Origin of the sequence: Pandoraea oxalativorans (assembly GCF_000972785.3) — a bacterium.
GTDB lineage: Bacteria > Pseudomonadota > Gammaproteobacteria > Burkholderiales > Burkholderiaceae > Pandoraea > Pandoraea oxalativorans.
In genome coordinates this window covers 5183285-5200004 of the sequence record NZ_CP011253.3, presented here as the reverse complement: position 1 = coordinate 5200004, position 16720 = coordinate 5183285, and the positions used below count along the sequence as shown (strand labels likewise).

Genomic DNA, 16720 nt, shown 5'->3' with positions numbered 1-16720 from the left:
TGAGGCAGATGGAGTTATCCCAAGGCTATTCAGAGGTCTCGTGGCTGCGCCGTCGCAGCATCGGCGACTGGTTGTCCGCACTGGCGCTGGCGCTGGGCGCGGGCTTCGCGCTCAACCGCTACGGCCACTTCATGGACTATTACGAGCACACGATTCTGGTGCTCTCCGTCCCGACGTTCGCGTTGCTCGGCTGGCACTGGCGTTCGGTGCGCTGGCTGATGGCGGGGATCGCGATTCTCGCGCTCTCGGGCATCGGGATGTATCACCATGATCTGGCGCGGGCCGATCAGGCGTTCTTCCTCAAGTACTTCCTGTCGAGCCAATCCGCTATTTTGTGGATGAGCGCGCTGTTTTTCCTGTCGACACTCTTCTACTGGGGCGGCCTCCTGGCACGTTCGCCGTTTGGGGCGAGCGTCGGTTCGTCGCTGTGCTGGGCGGCGGTGCTGCTCGGCTTCACCGGCATGATGGTGCGCTGGTACGAGTCCTATCTGGTGGGCGCAGACGTCGGCCATATTCCGATCTCGAATCTGTACGAAGTCTTCGTGCTGTTCTGCCTGATTACATCGCTGTTCTATCTGTACTACGAGCAGCGTTACGAGACGCGCTCGCTCGGCCCGTTCGTGCTGCTCGTGATCAGTGCCGCCGTCGGTTTCAACCTCTGGTACAGCGTGGCGCGCAGCGCTTATGAAATCCAGCCGCTGGTGCCTGCGCTGCAAAGCTGGTGGATGAAGATTCACGTGCCAGCGAACTTCATCGGCTACGGCACATTCGCCCTCGCAGCGATGGTGGCGGTGGCTTACCTGCTCAAGTCAGGGGAGAACAAGCGTCTTGCTGCCAATGGCAAGCCGCTCGACAGTGGATTCTTCTCGTCGCGCCTGCCGTCGCTCGAACTGCTCGACGACGTGATGTACAAGGCGATTGCCGTCGGTTTCGCGTTCTTCACGATCGCTACGATTCTCGGGGCGCTGTGGGCGGCAGATGCCTGGGGCGGCTACTGGAGCTGGGATCCGAAGGAGACCTGGGCGCTGATCGTCTGGTTGAACTACGCGGCCTGGCTGCACATGCGTCTGATGAAGGGCCTGCGCGGCGTGGTGGCGGCGTGGTGGTCGCTGACGGGCCTGCTGATCACGACGTTCGCATTCCTTGGCGTGAACATGTTCCTCTCCGGACTGCATAGTTACGGACAGCTCTGACGGCGCAACGCCCCTGTCACAGAGGGGGGCTGCAAGGTCATCGCGTTTGAAAAGCCGCCGCACTCACGTGCAGGCGGCTTTTTTCATCCGGATATGTGATTTTTCACAACGCTGCGATGGGAGCGGCGTTCTTTGGATGTCGGTCACATCGCCTATAGGTGACAATGGGGCGGCGCGTAGACCGCAACTGGGCGGCACGTCGGTCGGTGTAGACAACTCGGATACGTTCGGGAGGCAGGCATCATGAGTACGAGCAAAGCGCGTCTGCGCGGGGCAGATATCCCGGCGAGCAGCATTACGCCGCGGGAAGTGGCGACAGGTCGGCGGCGTTTCTTGCAGGCGTCCGGCATTGGCTTGACGGGGATGGGCGGTGCGGCACTCGGTTTGCTTCCGGCCGGTGAGGCGTTCGCGGCCGAAAGTCCCGGCACCGGGCTGGCCAAGCTGGCAGCGACGCGCAACGCGCAATACGTCGTGACCGACAAGCCGACCGATATCAAGGACGTCACCACCTACAACAACTTCTACGAATTCGGCACTGACAAGTCCGATCCGGCACGTCGCGCCAGCACGCTGAAGCCACGGCCCTGGCAGGTAGCCATCGAGGGCGAGGTCAAGCAACCGAAGATCTACGATCTCGATGCGTTGCTGAAACTCGCACCGCTCGAAGAGCGCATCTATCGCATGCGCTGCGTCGAGGGCTGGTCGATGGTGATTCCGTGGGTCGGTTACTCGCTCTCAGCGCTCATCAAGCAGGTGCAGCCGACGGGCAACGCGAGGTACGTAGAGTTCGTGACGCTGGCCGATCCGAAGCAAATGCCGGGACTGTCGTATCCGGTACTGAGCTGGCCGTACGTGGAGGGACTGCGCATGGACGAAGCCATGCACCCGCTCTCACTGTTGACGTTCGGCCTGTACGGCGAAGTGCTGCCGAATCAGAACGGCGCGCCGGTGCGCATGGTGGTGCCGTGGAAGTACGGATTCAAGAGTGCCAAGTCCATCGTGAAGATCCGTTTCGTCGAGAAGATGCCGCAGACGAGCTGGAATCGGGCGGCGTCGAACGAATACGGCTTCTATTCGAACGTGAATCCCGAGGTCGATCACCCGCGCTGGAGTCAGGCGACGGAGCGCCGCATCGGCGACGGCGGCATCTTCACGCCCAAGCGCAAGACGCTGATGTTCAACGGGTATGCCGATCAGGTCGCCAGCCTGTATCAGGGCATGGATCTACGTAAATTCTTCTGAGTCGACGCGCCGTGCTGCCATCCCCTTCCCGGTTGCCTCCTGCGTCGACACCCGGCAACGCCGCCTCGATGTCCAATGCTCGCGACGGCAGTCGCTCAGCGAACCGTCCGAATCGGTGGGTGCCGTGGGCCAAGGTCGTCGTCTTCCTGCTCGCGCTCGCGCCGCTGTTGCGGCTCGTGGTCTACGGACTGACGGACCAGCTTGGCGCGAATCCAGTCGAATTCATCACGCGTTCGACGGGAACGTGGACACTCGTGATGCTCTGCATCACACTCGCCGTCACGCCGGTGCGACGCGTGACAGGCATGTCGTGGCTGCTGCGATTTCGCCGCATGCTCGGGCTATTCGCGTGCTTTTACGCCGCCCTGCATTTCGCAACGTATTTCTGGCTCGACCAATGGTTCGATTGGGCCAGCATCTTGCGCGACGTGACGGGCAAACGGCCCTTCATCACGGTGGGATTCGTGGCGTTTGTCCTGATGGCGTTGCTTGCGATAACGTCACCGCACGCGGTGATGCGTCGTCTGGGCGGGCGGCGCTGGCAGCGCCTGCATCGCGCGATTTATGCGATAGCCGTGCTTTCGATCCTGCACTACTGGTGGATGAAGGCGGGCAAGAACGATCTTGCCGAGCCGCTGATCTACGCAATCGTGGTGACGGGCCTGCTGGGCGCCCGTGTGATCTGGGCGCTGCGCAGGCCGTTGCGGCGGCAGTCTTAGGCGGGAAGGTGGTGTATCCGGCGGATCGCGAGGATCAGGCCGGGAGGCGCCGTTCGCCGGCAAAGAGCGATTCGACCGTCTCGCGTTCGCGCACGAGATGGGCTTCATTGCCGTCGACCATGACTTCGGCGGCGCGCGGACGCGTGTTGTAGTTTGAGCTCATGGTGAACCCATAGGCACCGGCGGATCGAATGGCGAGCAGGTCACCGGCGTCGATCGCCAGCGCGCGGTCACGGCCGAGCCAATCGCCACTCTCGCAGACCGGGCCGACGACGTCGAATGTCGCGGTATCCCCGGCGCGACGCACCACCGGATCGATTCCGTGATACGCCTCGTACATGGCCGGACGGGCCAGATCGTTCATCGCGGCATCGACGATGGCGAAGTTCTTCGTCTCGCCATGCTTGAGGAATTCCACGCGCGTGAGCAGCACGCCGGCGTTGCCGACCAACGAGCGGCCCGGTTCGAACAGCACCTGACGGTGGCCGTGGCCACGCTTGGCGATGTGGTCGAGCAGCGTCGTGGCGAACGCCGTGATGTCCGGCGGCGTCTCGTCGGTATAGGTGATGCCCAGACCGCCGCCCACGTCGATGTGATGCAGCGAAATGCCCGCCGCTTCGAGCTTCTCGACGAGATCGAGCACCTTGTCGGTCGCATCGAGGTACGGCGAGATTTCGGTGATTTGCGAGCCGATGTGGCAGTCGATGCCGACGACTTCGAGATTGGGCATGGCGGCCGCCGCGCGGTAGGCGTCGAAGGATTCTTCATACGCTACGCCGAACTTGTTGCCGCGCAGGCCCGTGGAGATGTACGGGTGCGTCTTTGCGTCGACGTTCGGGTTCACGCGCAACGACACGCGCGCCCGCTTGCCGACTTGCCCGGCCACCGCGTTCAGACGATCCAGTTCCGGACGCGATTCCACGTTGAAGCAGAACACATCCTTTTCCAGGGCGAAACGCATTTCGTCCGCGTGCTTGCCAACGCCGGAAAACACAGCGCGCTTCGGATCTCCGCCTGCAGCGATGACGCGTGCCAGCTCACCCGCCGAAACAATGTCGAAGCCCGCGCCCAAATTGGCGAACACGCCGAGGACCGCAAGGTTCGAATTGGCCTTGGCAGCATAGTGAACTGCGGCATTACGACCTTCGCAGGCCTTGGCATAAGCCTGATAGGCGTTCGTCAGAGCGGCCTTCGAGTAGACATACAGCGGCGTGCCGAAGCGCTCGGCGAGGGCGGGCAGCGCTACGCCTTCGGCGTGAAGTACGTCGTCGCGGTAGGAGAAGATGGCGTCGGACATCGGAGGTGCTCGGTAATCAACGGGAAAAACAAGGGATCGCCAGACAGGCCGAAGGCGATGTGCCCCGAATGTCGAGGGCACATCCGCCGGAATTCGGCCAACATTGGCTAATTTACGCTTATTCCGGCTTTGCTGCGGGGCGCGAGGCGGCTGGCGGCACATCGACGGACGGCCCGCGCTCAGGCGTGGGCACGAGCGGCGGCGGCGGCAGTGGGGCACCCGGCGGCGGCGTCGGTTTCACCGGTTTGGCGGGGAAGTAGAGCGGGCCGGCCTGACCGCAGCCAGCCAGTGCGCTCAACAGAGCAATCGACGCTACAATCGCGCAGGTTCGAATAGGTGCAGTCATGGGGGTATCGCCGCGTGGTGCGGCATGCTAACGATGACGCAAACCGTGGAGTTTAGCATGACGGAAAGTGAATTCCTGGCGCTCGCCGAGGCAGTGCTGACGCAGGTGGAGGCGGCGGTCGAGGCGGTGGTCGACGACAGCGATGTGGATATCGATTGCGAGCGTACGGGGAATGTCCTGACGCTCGAATTCGACGATGGCAGCAAAATCATCGTCAATGTCCAGACGCCGATGAGCGAGATCTGGATTGCCGCCCGCTCGGGTGGTTTCCACTTCCGCCTGAAGGGCGACAAGTGGCGCGACACGCGCGACGATTCCGAGTTGTTCGAAGCCCTGTCGCGCTTTGCATCGCAACAGGCCGGAGAGACGGTCACGCTTGAGTCGGCCTGATCGCTTTTCGGGTCGTTCGCTGTCACTACTGAATTGCAAGCGCCTGCGGATCACGGACGCGCTTCAGATCACCGCAGCTCGATGGGCTGCGGTGACCGAAAGTCCCGTCATCCGTGGTTCGTCAGGGCTTGCTGTTGAACATATCCAGGATGCGCTGACGCTCCTGGCGGTCCACCGGGGCGGGCGCGGGTGCAGGCACCCCGGGTTGCGCCGGCATCTGACCGGGCAGGGCCCCCGTCGACGGACCCGGCGCCGCCGAGCCGTCCGGTGCCGTCTCGGCACTCAGGCCGACGGTGCTGACGGCGCGTCCCGGCGGATAGTCGTCGTAGTAGTAATCGCCATTCGCCTGAATGACACCCGGCGGCATCGCGCGAGGGGACTCCGGCACCCCACGCAGCGCCTTCGACATGTAGTCGATCCAGATCGGCAACGCCAGACCGCCACCGGTTTCACGATCGCCCAGATTGCGCGGTTGATCGAAACCGATCCACGCAACCCCCACCAACTGTGACTGATACCCGGCGAACCATGCATCGTGCGAATCGTTCGTCGTGCCCGTCTTGCCCGCGAGATCGCTGCGCTTGAGCGCATTGGTCTTGGCAGCGGTGCCGCGCGTCGCCACGTCGTGCAGCATCGAGTTCATGATGAAAGCGTTACGCGCCGGAATGGCACGAATCGACTCGTCGCCTGCCGCGACCGGCTTCTCTTCCATAATCACGTTGCCCTTCGAATCGGTGATGCGGGCCACGATGAAAGGATTGACGCGGAAGCCGCCGTTAGCGAACACGGCAAACCCGCTCGCCATTTGCAGCGGCGTCACCATGCCCGCGCCCAGCGCCATCGGCAGATAGGCCGGATGTTTGTCTGCTTCGAAGCCGAAGCGCCCGATGAACTTCTGGGCATAGGCCGGCGTAATGCTCTGGAGAATGCGGATCGACACGAGGTTGCGAGACCGCATCAGCGCCACGCGCATCGGCTCCGGCCCGTCGAAGCCGCCGCCGTAGTTCTTGGGCTCCCACGGCTGTCCGCCGGTCTGGGCTGCAGAGAAGTACAGCGGGCCGTCGTTGATGATGGTTGCTGGCGCAAAACCTTTTTCCAGCGCGGCCGAGTAGATGAACGGCTTGAAGCTCGATCCCGGCTGACGCCATGCCTGCGTCACGTGGTTGAACTTGTTGCGGTTGAAGTCGAACCCGCCGACCAGCGAGCGGATGGCGCCGTTCTGCGGGTCGAGCGACACGAAGGCCGCTTCGATGTCCGGCATCTGCACGATGCGCCAATTGTCCTTCGAATCCTTCGTCACGCGAATGACCGAGCCCGGACGAATCCGCTGTTTCGGCTGTGCTTTGGCGCTCAACCCGGCGGCCGCGAATCGCAGTCCGTCGCCCGTCACGGTGACGTCGTCGCCGTTCAGAAGCACAGCTTTCACTTGCTGCGGCGATGCGGCGAGCACCACGGCCGCGACCATGTCGCCACTGTCCGGATGCTCGACCAGCGTGTCGTCGATCAGTTGCTCGCGCTCGTCCTTGCCGTCGGGCAGGTCGATATTTGCTTCGGGGCCACGGTAACCGTGGCGCAGCTCGTACGCCATGACGCCCGCGCGCAGCGCTTCGTACGCTGCTTCCTGATCCGCCGAATTGATGGTGGTGTAGACGTTGAAGCCGCGCGTGTAGATCTCGTCCTTGAACTGCGCGTAGAGCAGTTGACGCACCATTTCCGCCACGTATCCGGCATGTACGCTGAATTCGCTGCCCAGCCCGCGCACCACCAACTCCTGCGCGATCGCCTGATCGTATTCGGCCTTGGATGCATATCCGAGGTCGTACATGCGTTTCAGGATGTATTCCTGACGCACGCGTGCACGCTTGTAGTTGACGATCGGGTTATAGGCCGAGGGCGCTTTCGGCAGCCCGGCAAGCATGGCGGCCTCGGCGAGCGTGATGTCCTTCAGATCCTTGCCGAAATAGACGCGCGCCGCGCTGGCGAAGCCGTAGGCACGCTCTCCGAGGTAGATCTGATTCATGTACAGCTCGAGAATCTGATCCTTCGTCAGGCGCGATTCGATCTTGTAGGCGAGCAGCGCTTCGTAAATCTTGCGCGTGTACGTCTTCTCGCTGGAAAGGAAGAAGTTACGTGCCACCTGCATGGTGATCGTGCTCGCGCCCTGCGACGAGCCGCCACGGGTGAAGTTCGCGACGCCCGCACGGAAAATGCCGATGAAGTCGACGCCGCCGTGCTGATAGAAGCGGTCGTCCTCGATGGCGAGGACGGCTTTCTTCATGACGTCGGGAATATCGGCGAAACGCACGAGATTGCGACGCTCTTCGCCGAATTCACCAATCTGGATTTCGTCGGCCGTATAGATGCGCAGCGGAATCTTCGGCCGGTAGTCGACGATCGTGTCGAGCGACGGCAACTGTGGCGTCATCACCACCAGGATGTACCCCGCGAGCAACGCGCCACAGACGGCCATCGCAGCGATCAGGCCTACGAACCATAGTGCGATGCGCAGCCAGATGGAGCGGCGCGGTTTGGGCGGACGCTTGTCGCGGGGTGTCTCGGTTTGGGGTGTGCTTGCCATGGGAGAACCGGAAAAAACGATGGGCCGATTATAACGAACGCCCCGCACCCCCCCTCGACAGCCCCCCGAAATCGGAGTTTGAGCCTATGGGGGCTAGGAATCGTCCGAGCCAAAATCGGCATGAATTCCGAAAGCGCCTTTCGCTTGCCGTTCCTTCGCCAGTATTCGGAATCGTCCGATTGGACCCCTTTGCCATGACCGATAGCATCGATCGCATCGATACGACGAAAGGCAGGAGGAGCCATGATCGCAGCGGTTTTGCGCGGGATGCGTCACGTAAGAAAGCAGTGGGCGACGAGAAGGCCGGGCAACGGTGGCGGTTGCGGAATTCACTTCGACGCCAATGGCATGCAATTCGTTCGGATCACGCGAACACCGGGGAGCGACGGATTGCGTCTGGACGCGTATGGCGCTGCCGCGCTGGAGGACGACATGCTGCGTGGCGCACTGATCGTCAAGCCGGAGGCCGTGGCGCGTCGCCTGGAGGAGTTGTTGGAGCGTCTGGGCACGCGGGCGGAGGCGTTGCGGCACGACGCCATCGTCCTGGCGCTTCCGTCGCACGGACTGAAGACGCAGGTGATCGATTGTCCGGCGGACCTGCCGCCGCGCGCGCTGCGGGCGTGGTGTCAGCGTCGCGCTGCGCTTTTGCTGCCAGGTGACGGCGACCTCGATTTGCGCAGCCGTGTTGGCGTGGCGTGGGCCGAACCGGGCAGCCATCGTCTCCGGCTGTATGCCTGTGAAGCGACCGTGGTCGACGACAGGATGGCCGTGCTTGAAATGTCGGGGCTACGTGCGCAAGCCATCGATGCCGCGCATCAGGCGGGGCGGCGAGCGTTCCTGTGGGCGCAACATGCAGCCGGGCGAACGTCCGCACCGAACGACCGCGAGGCATTCGCGCACGCGGCCCCTGTCGGCAAGGATCGAACGGGCGGGCCGTGCGCGCTATTGCAGCTCGATGCGCAGACACTCGATCTGGCGGTATTCGAGGGTGAGGTTTGCGTCGGGGATGTTCGTGAGCGCTTTGACGGCGTTCGCGGGCACCCGGAGGCGTTGGCAAGCGTGGTTCGCGATCTGACGCGAACTTTGCCGGTCTCGCCGCGCGTTATCGATGTCGCGACGCAAGGGGCTAGCTCGGCGGAGCTGGCGGAAATCTGTGACGCCGTCGCACGGGCATGCGGCATGACTGTGCGTCCGTTCGACCCGTTCGCGACATTCGAGGGTTCCGCTCCCGCTGGACAGCGTCAGGAGACGTTTTTGCCGCGTGCGGCGCTCGCTGTGCCCTGTGGGCTGGCGCTGCGAGCCATGTCGATGCAGGGGGGCGCATGCGGGTGACGAAGGCATTTCCGCCGCTCGATTTCCTTCCCACGCTGGCACAGTGGCGACGCCGCGATATGCGTCGCCAATGGCGAATCTGGGCATGCGTTGCGGTGTGCGGTGCCACCGCTTCGCTGGTGCCCATTGCATGGGACCTCCATCAGCGCCGCGAAATGCAGGCGCAGCAAATGGCATTACGCGCGACGAACGAGAGGCTGGCCGCTGAGGTGGCGGCGTTCGACATGACGCGGCGACAGCTTGCCGAACTGCGGGCTCACCGCAGGAGCGTCGTTGCGCTGGTTGAGCGTCGGCCTGCTGTGGCCGAGCGTCTGCTCGACATCATGCGGGCCTGCGCCGATGGGGTGCGGCTGTCGATGGTGAAAACGGCCAACGCGCATCTGCGAATCGAAGGCTATGCGACGACGCAATCGCGGGTGCGTGAAACGCAGAAGCGGCTGCGTGCGTTGCCCTGGGTCCGCAAGGTCACCGAGGTCGAATCGAGTGTGGTGCCGGAGAGCGTCCGACGCCAATGGGCGGACGCGCAGACGCAGGCCGGGGCACTGAACGTTCGTCGCTTTACGTTGCGCATCGCGTTGAAACCCGTGCCGACGCCCGTCGTCTTGGCCGGTGTTTCGGATCTCGACGGCCAAACGACGGAGGAGGTGCCGCATGTACGGTGAAAACCACCCTCCAGACGACGTGCGTGACATGTTTCAGGATGTGAGGGCGCGTTGGCGTGCGCGCTGGGTGACATGGCTGTCCATTCCACCGACCGAATGGTCGCCGGGCGTACGGTGGGGGCTCGCGATCGCCGCGGCGCTCACGGGTTTCTGTCTTGCTTGGTCGATTGAGTGGTTGATGAGTCTCCCGGCGCGCGCGGCCCTGAAACAGGGGCTCGAAGTCGAGCGGCAGATGCTGACGCGTGCCACTGACGCTGTCGACCGTTTACCTGCGCTCATGCGCCGACTTCAGAACGAAGCGGCGGAAACCCGAACATGGCAACGCATGCTGCCCGTCGTCGAGCCGGAGGCAGAGGAGGTTGCAGGGGCGTCCGTCGGCGAGTCGTCAGCTTCGTCGACCTTGTCAAAGCATGGGAGCGATGCTCCCGAGGCCGACGACGAGGCCCTTGCAGCATGGCGTGCCGATCTTGAGCGGCTGGTTTCTCGCAGTGGGCTGACGTTGGCGTTTTCGCGTCCGGGACCGGCGGCAGTATCCGGCGAACTGGAAACCGAGCGCGCCGAGTTGCGTGTTCGAGGCTCGGTGGCAAATTTGCTCGGCTGGCTTGCTGAGGTGGACCGGCTGCCACGACACCTGGCCGTCGAGCAGTTCTCGCTGGAGGGCCCTCCCGTGCAAACGGGCACAATCGGCACAGTCGGCACCACCGGCAGTGCAACCCATTCCGACGGCGCAGAAGCGTCGTTGAGCGTCACCGTGTCCGCATATCGTTGGCGCCGCACGGCCGAGCCCGCCGAGTCGCCCGACGTTCTGACGACACATGCGCTCCCTGCGCTGCCTGAACCGCCACCTCGATGGGAGATGCCGGCGGACACCGTCGACGTCTTTCGCACGCCCATGACGCGTCGGTCCGCACAAGATGCTGTGATCATGACCGAATCGACGCCTCAGGGGCCCGTCGAGAATGCTGAGCCTGTAGGGACAATGCGGGCGGGTGCTCGCCGCGTCGTGTTGCGCCGGACCTCGGCCGCCGGGCTGTCGGCCACCTGGAGCGATGACGGGGCATTGCCGGGCAAGGTGCTGTCGAATCCCGACCCTTCGACGGTAGACGTGGTGTTGCACGGTGCTGAAGCGGCAGACGCGCTACGGGTGTTTGCGAGGTTGACCGGCCGGAGTGTGGCGATCGGTGAGCGCGTCGCGGGGCGACTCGACATGGAGGTGACGGGGGTGTCTGCGGCGACGGCGTTCGACGTCATGATCCGAAGTGCGGGCCTGGGCGTGCAATCCGTGAACGGCGTCGACTGGATTGCGCCGCGTGCCGATTTGCTGGCCGACGAGCGAACGCAACTGGAAGCTGCGGCGAAACGTGAGGCGTTGCAGCCGCTGGCGGCGCGCCGGTTCCGGCTGAACTATCCGCGGGCCGAGGCGTTGCGGGAGATCATTCTCGGACAGAAGGACAGCAAGGGGCAGCGACTCTTGTCCGCGCGCGGCGGTCTCATTGCGGGTCCCCGGACAAATCAGCTATTCGTGACCGACCTGCCTGAGAAGCTCGATGCACTGGCGTCGTTCATTGCGCGCATCGATGTGCCTGTTCGGCAGGTGCTAATCGAAGCCCGTATCGTCGAAGCCGATGACCGGTTCAGCGAGTCGCTCGGCGTCCGGCTGGCGGGACAACACGGTGCCGAGAATGCGGGGCGGGGTGGCGACAAGCGCCCGAAGTCGGATGCGGGTTCGTTTGATGTGGGGGCTGGCGGGCGCGTCGCGAACGGTGGCGCACGCGCAATGGACGGCGACACGAGCGCTCCCGGCAGCGCGGTGGATGTCGGGCTTTCGGCGGCGGCGCTGGCGGGCGTGGCGCCTCCGAGTCTCGCGATCACGTTATTCGGCCGGTCCGCAAGCCGTTTCCTGCAATTGGAGCTCTTGTATCTTCGTCTTCGTGATGGTTAGCTACCGTCACATGAGGTGAAGTGAGCATGTTTGGAGCCTGAAGGCTTGGACCTTGCTGTGGAGATAATGCCCTTCGCCTCGCCCTCACCAGCACAGACACTGAACGGTAGCCAAGGGCGTGGACCCTGTATGTACAAGGCAAGTGGGTGAGTTGGTATTGATTCCTCGATTAAGGATCAAATTGATGTTCTACCTCGGTATTGATGTTGCCAAAGCCAAGCTGGATTGCTGCCTGCTGGACATGACAAACGGCAAGCGTAGTACGAAGGTTGTTGCCAATAGCCGCGCCGGCCTAACCGATCTGTTGGGCTGGTTGGGCAAGAGACACACCGAGCCGAGCCACGTACATGTCGCGCTCGAAGGTACCGGCGTCTATCACGAGATGGCCGCGTGTGGCCTGCACGATGCCGGGCTCTCCGTGTCTGTCGTTAATCCTGCGCAGGTGCGTGCTTTTGCGACGGGAATGGGCGTGCGCACGAAGAACGACATGGTAGACAGCCACGTGTTAGCGCGCTTTGCGATGCACGCACAGCCAATGCGCTGGAGTCCTCCAGCGCCCGAGGCTCGCATACTTCAAGCACTGATGGCGCGCCGTGAAGCGCTTGCACAAGATCTTCAGCGTGAGCGCAACCGGCATGAGAAAGCGGAAATCACGGCTCCAACGGCGCTAGTCCTGCATTCGATTCTCGAGACGATCGAGTTTTTGGAGCGCCATTTAGCCAGCCTGCAACGCGAGATCGATGATCACATTGCTGCCCATCCGGGCCTTAAAGCAAACTTGATGCTGCTGCAAAGTATCCCGGCAGTTGGCCCTCAGGTAGGCCGCACGCTGCTTGCCATCATGCACGCGCGCCACTTCGATTCTGCAGAACAACTTGCGGCGTATCTCGGCCTGGTGCCGGTGCAGAGGCAGTCGGGATCGTCGATCCAGGGCCCTTCACGTTTATCGAAGGCCGGGCCGCCCAAGGTACGGGCAACTCTCTACATGGCGGCCGTCGTCGCTAAACGCTATAACCCCCACATCAAGGCATTGTGTGAACGCTTGGCAGCGCGTGGCAAATCCACCATGTCTATACTCGGCGCTGCAATGCGTAAGCTTGTGCATCTGTGTTTCGGCGTTCTGAAGACACGACAGCCTTATCGGGCGAACTACGTCGCAATCGCTTGACGGGCAAGACGGTATCTCCGCACTGGAGACCAGCGGGCGAGGGAGGGTGGTCTCCCGCCCGCGGGTGGTCACGGCGGACAAGGTGCAGGCGCTCATCGAGCAAGGCACGGAATTGCCTTACCAAACGCGCAACGGTCGGCGCAATGGGGCATCCGTACAGTTCCGCAAGGCGACCCTGAGGCTGGAAGTCACGCCGTTGATTACGCCGGACGGGCAAGTGATATTGGATGTGGATGTGCGCAAGGACAGCGTGGGGCAGGCCGTCGGCGAAGGCTTCGCCGTCGATACCCGGCACGTCCGGACGCAGGTGCAAGTCGAAAGCGGCGGCACGGTCGCCATCGGCGGGATATACCAGGAGGTGAAGCGGGACAGCCGCGCAAGCGTTCCCTGGCTGGGAGACGTGCCGGTGCTGGGCGCACTTTTCCGTAACCGCGCCAATGAGGACCGGCGCACGGAGTTGCTGGTGTTCCTGACACCCAGCGTGGTGCCGGACGGCGCGGCGGTCGGGGCTCCGGTCGCGTTGGACGACGGCACGCCAGGGCGGAGCGCGGCAGCGCCGGAGCGGACAACCTCGGCGCAAGCCGTGACAAACGCAGACGAGATGCCTGACGCGCCTGGGGTGTCGGATGTGCTTGGGGTGCCCGATGTGCCTGGCGCGAGCGCCGGCGCGGCGTCGCCACCCTTGTCGGACGACCTGCGTGATGACCTGCCACCCGGCCATCCCCGGCTTCTCGGGGTGTTCCCCGAGGCGACGCGTTCCGCACGCCCGACGCAGATACCGGTATCATCAGGGATTGGAACCCAAATATCAGCGATTTATGCTGGAAAACGTAATACTTGTCGGACTGATGGGGGCGGGCAAGACCACGGTTGGACGCGCAGTGGCACGACGGCTTGGACGGCAGTTCTATGACTCCGACCATGAGATCGAGGCGCGCACGGGCGTGCGCATTCCGGTCATCTTCGAGCACGAGGGCGAGGACGGCTTTCGTCAGCGCGAAACCCAGACCATCGACGAACTCACTCAACGCAGCGGAATCGTTCTCGCCACTGGCGGGGGCGCGGTGTTGCGCGCAGAAAACCGCGAGTACATCAAATCGCGCGGCACGGTGGTGTACCTACGCGCCAATCCGCGCGATCTGTGGTTACGCACGCGTCGCGACAAGAATCGTCCGTTGCTGCAAACGGCAGATCCGCGTGCGCGACTCGAACAGTTGTATCAGGAGCGTGACGGGCTCTACCGGGAATGCGCGACGTTCATCATCGAAACCGGGCGGCCAAGCGTCAATGCGCTCGTCAACATGGTGCTGATGCAGTTGGAAATGGCGGGCATCGTGCCGAGCAACGCAGCGCTATTGCCTGATGCTTCGGATGCGACGGATGCAGCGAATGCGACAGACGGCTCGCAGAGCGCGCATGGCGATGCCGAAGCGGAACAGCTGCGTCCGGATGATGTCGGCGCGACGCATGCCGTGGACACCGGCGAGTCGATATCGACAGCGCCTGTGACGCCTGAGCGTGATACCTTCCCTCGCTGATAGTGGCCCGCACGGACCGCACTGCCCGATTTCGCAGAACATGAAAACAAGCCAACAAGCGGCATGATTACTCTGAAACTCGACCTTGGCGAGCGCGCCTATCCTATTCACATCGGCACCGATCTGCTGACGCAGGACGCGCTGTTTGCGCCGCACGTGCGCGGCACGCATGCCGTGATCGTGACGAACACGACCGTCGATCCGCTTTATGCGGAACGGGTCGCAGCGACATTGCAACGTCTCGGGAAGCGCGTAGTAAAGGCGGTGCTGCCCGATGGCGAGGCCTACAAGAACTGGCAGACGCTCAACCTGATCTTCGACGAACTGCTTGGCGCGCAAGCGGACCGCAAGGCCACGCTGATCGCACTGGGCGGCGGCGTGGTCGGTGACATGACCGGGTTCGCCGCCGCGTGTTATATGCGCGGCGTGCCCTTCGTGCAGGTGCCGACTACATTGCTTTCGCAGGTTGACTCTTCGGTCGGCGGCAAGACGGGTATCAATCACCCGCTCGGTAAGAACATGATCGGTGCCTTCTGGCAGCCGAGCGCCGTGCTGGCCGATATCGGCACGCTGTCGACGTTGCCGGATCGTGAGCTGGCGGCGGGTATGGCCGAAGTGATCAAGCACGGCGCGATTGCGGACGAGAAGTACTTCGACTGGATCGAAGCCAATATCGATGCCCTGAACGGTCGCGATACGGCGGCGCTGACGTATGCCGTGCAACGCTCTTGCGAAATCAAGGCGCAGGTCGTGGCCAGCGACGAACGCGAGCAGGGGCTGCGCGCCACACTCAACTTCGGTCACACGTTCGGTCACGCGATCGAATCCGGCCTGGGCTACGGCGAATGGCTGCACGGGGAGGCCGTGGGCTGCGGCATGGTGATGGGGGCGGATTTGTCGGCCCGTCTTGGCTTTATCGACGAGACGATGGTGCAACGAATCAAGGCACTGGTCGCAGCGGCCAAGCTGCCCGTGACGGGGCCGGACCTCGGCGAGGACCGGTATATCGATCTGATGCGCGTCGACAAGAAGGCAGAAGGCGGCGATATCCGCTTTGTGCTGCTCAACCGGTTGGGGCAGGCGTTCATGACGAGCGTGCCCGACGCCGAACTCCGCGCCACGCTGCGCGCTAACGTCTGAGACAGGAAGGCTGGCGATGATCGATTACGAAGCGTCGCTTGCTCCCTACGCGGCGCGCTCCACCGCATCACGTGGCCGTCGCTTCGCGGAAAGCGCCCCCACGACACGCACCGAGTTCCAGCGCGACCGGGACCGCATCATCCACTCGACGGCCTTTCGGCGTCTCGAATACAAGACACAGGTCTTCGTGAATCACGAAGGCGATCTGTTCCGCACTCGTCTCACGCACAGTCTCGAAGTCGCGCAGATCGGACGGTCGATCGCGCGAAATCTGCGCGTCAACGAGGATCTTGTCGAAGCGGTCGCGTTGGCGCACGATCTCGGCCATACACCGTTCGGTCATGCGGGGCAGGACGCGTTGAATGTCTGCATGCAGGACTACGGCGGGTTCGAGCACAACTTGCAGAGTCTCATCGTTGTCGATGAACTCGAAGAGCACTACGGCGGCTTTAATGGATTGAACCTCTGCTTCGAGACGCGCGAAGGCATTCTGAAGCACTGCTCGCGAGCCAACGCGCGCGGGCTGGGCGAACTGGGCGAGCGCTTTCTCAAGGGGCTTCAGCCTGGCATCGAAGCGCAGATCGCGAATCTGGCCGACGAGATCGCCTATAACAACCACGACATCGACGACGGTGTGCGATCCGGTCTGCTCACGCTCGAACAACTCGATCAGGTGCCGCTCTGGCACCGTTACTGCACGGAAGCCAAGCTCGCCTGGCCGGACATCTCCGGTCGCCGTCTGGTGCATGAAACGACGCGACGCATCATCAACGCGCTGATCGTCGATCTGATTGCGACAACGCGTCAACGCGTGGCCGACGCCTCACCGTTCTCCATGGATGACGTGCGTGCGTCGGGGCCGCTCGTCGCATTCAGTGCCGAGATGCGCGAACAGGCGGGAAGTCTCAAGCGGTTCCTGTTCGACAACCTTTACCGACACTATCTCGTGATGCGAATGGCTGCGAAGGCGCAGCGCATCGTGCAGGAGTTGTTCGAAGCCTTCATTTCCGAACCGCGCCTGTTGCCGCCGAACTACCGCCCGGAGAATCCGGAAGATCAGCCGCGCTGGATTGCCCACTATGTGGCCGGTATGACCGACCGCTACGCGATCAAGGAATACCGCAGACTTTTCAGCGTCGAACCGACGCTTTGAGCCTCGGATGTCGGAGGTTC

The 16720-nt window shown here is 63.2% G+C and carries 14 protein-coding genes and 1 pseudogene; 12 read left to right on the top strand and 3 right to left on the bottom strand.

From position 1 onward, the window contains the following. Window positions 1–8: 8 nt before the first annotated feature. The 3 genes from ccsB (at window position 9) to MB84_RS22940 (ending at window position 3154) form a co-directional block, all read left to right on the top strand. A complete protein-coding gene (gene ccsB, locus MB84_RS22950) occupies window positions 9–1193 on the top strand; it encodes a c-type cytochrome biogenesis protein CcsB (RefSeq protein WP_046293178.1) in 1185 nt (394 codons plus the stop codon). 243 nt (window positions 1194–1436) lie between these two features. Continuing rightward, complete coding sequence (gene msrP, locus MB84_RS22945) at window positions 1437–2435, top strand: protein-methionine-sulfoxide reductase catalytic subunit MsrP (RefSeq protein ID WP_046290023.1); 999 nt, start codon at window positions 1437–1439, stop codon at window positions 2433–2435. Between the two features lie 68 nt (window positions 2436–2503). Further along, complete coding sequence (locus MB84_RS22940; protein ID WP_084009944.1) at window positions 2504–3154, top strand: protein-methionine-sulfoxide reductase heme-binding subunit MsrQ; 651 nt, start codon at window positions 2504–2506, stop codon at window positions 3152–3154. Between the two features lie 34 nt (window positions 3155–3188). Here the strand turns inward: MB84_RS22940 and lysA are convergent, their stop codons facing one another. Beyond that, complete coding sequence (lysA, locus tag MB84_RS22935; protein WP_046290022.1) at window positions 3189–4451, bottom strand: diaminopimelate decarboxylase; 1263 nt, start codon at window positions 4449–4451, stop codon at window positions 3189–3191. A gap of 118 nt (window positions 4452–4569) precedes the next feature. Then, the gene (gene lptM / locus MB84_RS30080) at window positions 4570–4797 is read right to left on the bottom strand and encodes an LPS translocon maturation chaperone LptM (protein WP_157122823.1); all 228 of its coding nucleotides are present in this window, start codon (window positions 4795–4797) and stop codon (window positions 4570–4572) included. Window positions 4798–4854: 57 nt separating this feature from the next. Between lptM and cyaY the strand changes: the two genes are divergently transcribed. After that, entirely contained in the window at window positions 4855–5187 is a 333-nt protein-coding gene (cyaY, locus tag MB84_RS22925; RefSeq protein ID WP_046290020.1) for an iron donor protein CyaY, read from the top strand. Window positions 5188–5308: 121 nt separating this feature from the next. Here the strand turns inward: cyaY and MB84_RS22920 are convergent, their stop codons facing one another. Further along, a complete protein-coding gene (locus tag MB84_RS22920) occupies window positions 5309–7765 on the bottom strand; it encodes a penicillin-binding protein 1A (protein ID WP_046290019.1) in 2457 nt (818 codons plus the stop codon). A 243-nt stretch (window positions 7766–8008) separates the two neighbouring features. Between MB84_RS22920 and pilM the strand changes: the two genes are divergently transcribed. The 8 genes and pseudogenes from pilM to MB84_RS22880 all read left to right on the top strand — a co-directional run bounded on the left by pilM (window position 8009) and on the right by MB84_RS22880 (window position 16700). Continuing rightward, window positions 8009–9097 carry a pilus assembly protein PilM gene (gene pilM / locus MB84_RS22915; protein WP_084009943.1) on the top strand — a complete coding sequence of 363 codons (1089 nt, stop codon included), beginning with the start codon at window positions 8009–8011 and terminating at the stop codon, window positions 9095–9097. After that, window positions 9094–9759, top strand: coding sequence for a PilN domain-containing protein (locus MB84_RS22910; protein ID WP_157122822.1), 666 nt, complete (start codon window positions 9094–9096; stop codon window positions 9757–9759). The genes pilM and MB84_RS22910 overlap by 4 nt, the downstream gene beginning before the upstream one ends. After that, a complete protein-coding gene (locus tag MB84_RS22905) occupies window positions 9749–11701 on the top strand; it encodes a secretin N-terminal domain-containing protein (protein ID WP_084009942.1) in 1953 nt (650 codons plus the stop codon). The genes MB84_RS22910 and MB84_RS22905 overlap by 11 nt, the downstream gene beginning before the upstream one ends. Before the next feature lie 184 nt (window positions 11702–11885). After that, window positions 11886–12869 (top strand): IS110 family transposase, encoded by a 984-nt coding sequence (locus MB84_RS22900; RefSeq protein ID WP_046290016.1) that lies wholly within the window; start codon window positions 11886–11888, stop codon window positions 12867–12869. 46 nt (window positions 12870–12915) lie between these two features. Further along, window positions 12916–13782, top strand: a complete 867-nt coding sequence (locus MB84_RS31735) for a type IV pilus secretin PilQ (RefSeq protein WP_052652705.1) — start codon at window positions 12916–12918, stop codon at window positions 13780–13782. Then, a pseudogene (locus MB84_RS30795) lies at window positions 13688–14206 on the top strand (shikimate kinase); the annotation flags it as partial. The gene MB84_RS31735 and the pseudogene MB84_RS30795, both read left to right, overlap by 95 nt. Window positions 14207–14470: 264 nt before the next feature. Then, a complete protein-coding gene (gene aroB / locus MB84_RS30790; protein WP_046290014.1) occupies window positions 14471–15547 on the top strand; it encodes a 3-dehydroquinate synthase in 1077 nt (358 codons plus the stop codon). A 16-nt stretch (window positions 15548–15563) separates the two neighbouring features. Next, window positions 15564–16700 carry a deoxyguanosinetriphosphate triphosphohydrolase gene (locus tag MB84_RS22880; RefSeq protein WP_046290013.1) on the top strand — a complete coding sequence of 379 codons (1137 nt, stop codon included), beginning with the start codon at window positions 15564–15566 and terminating at the stop codon, window positions 16698–16700. Window positions 16701–16720: the final 20 nt, after the last annotated feature.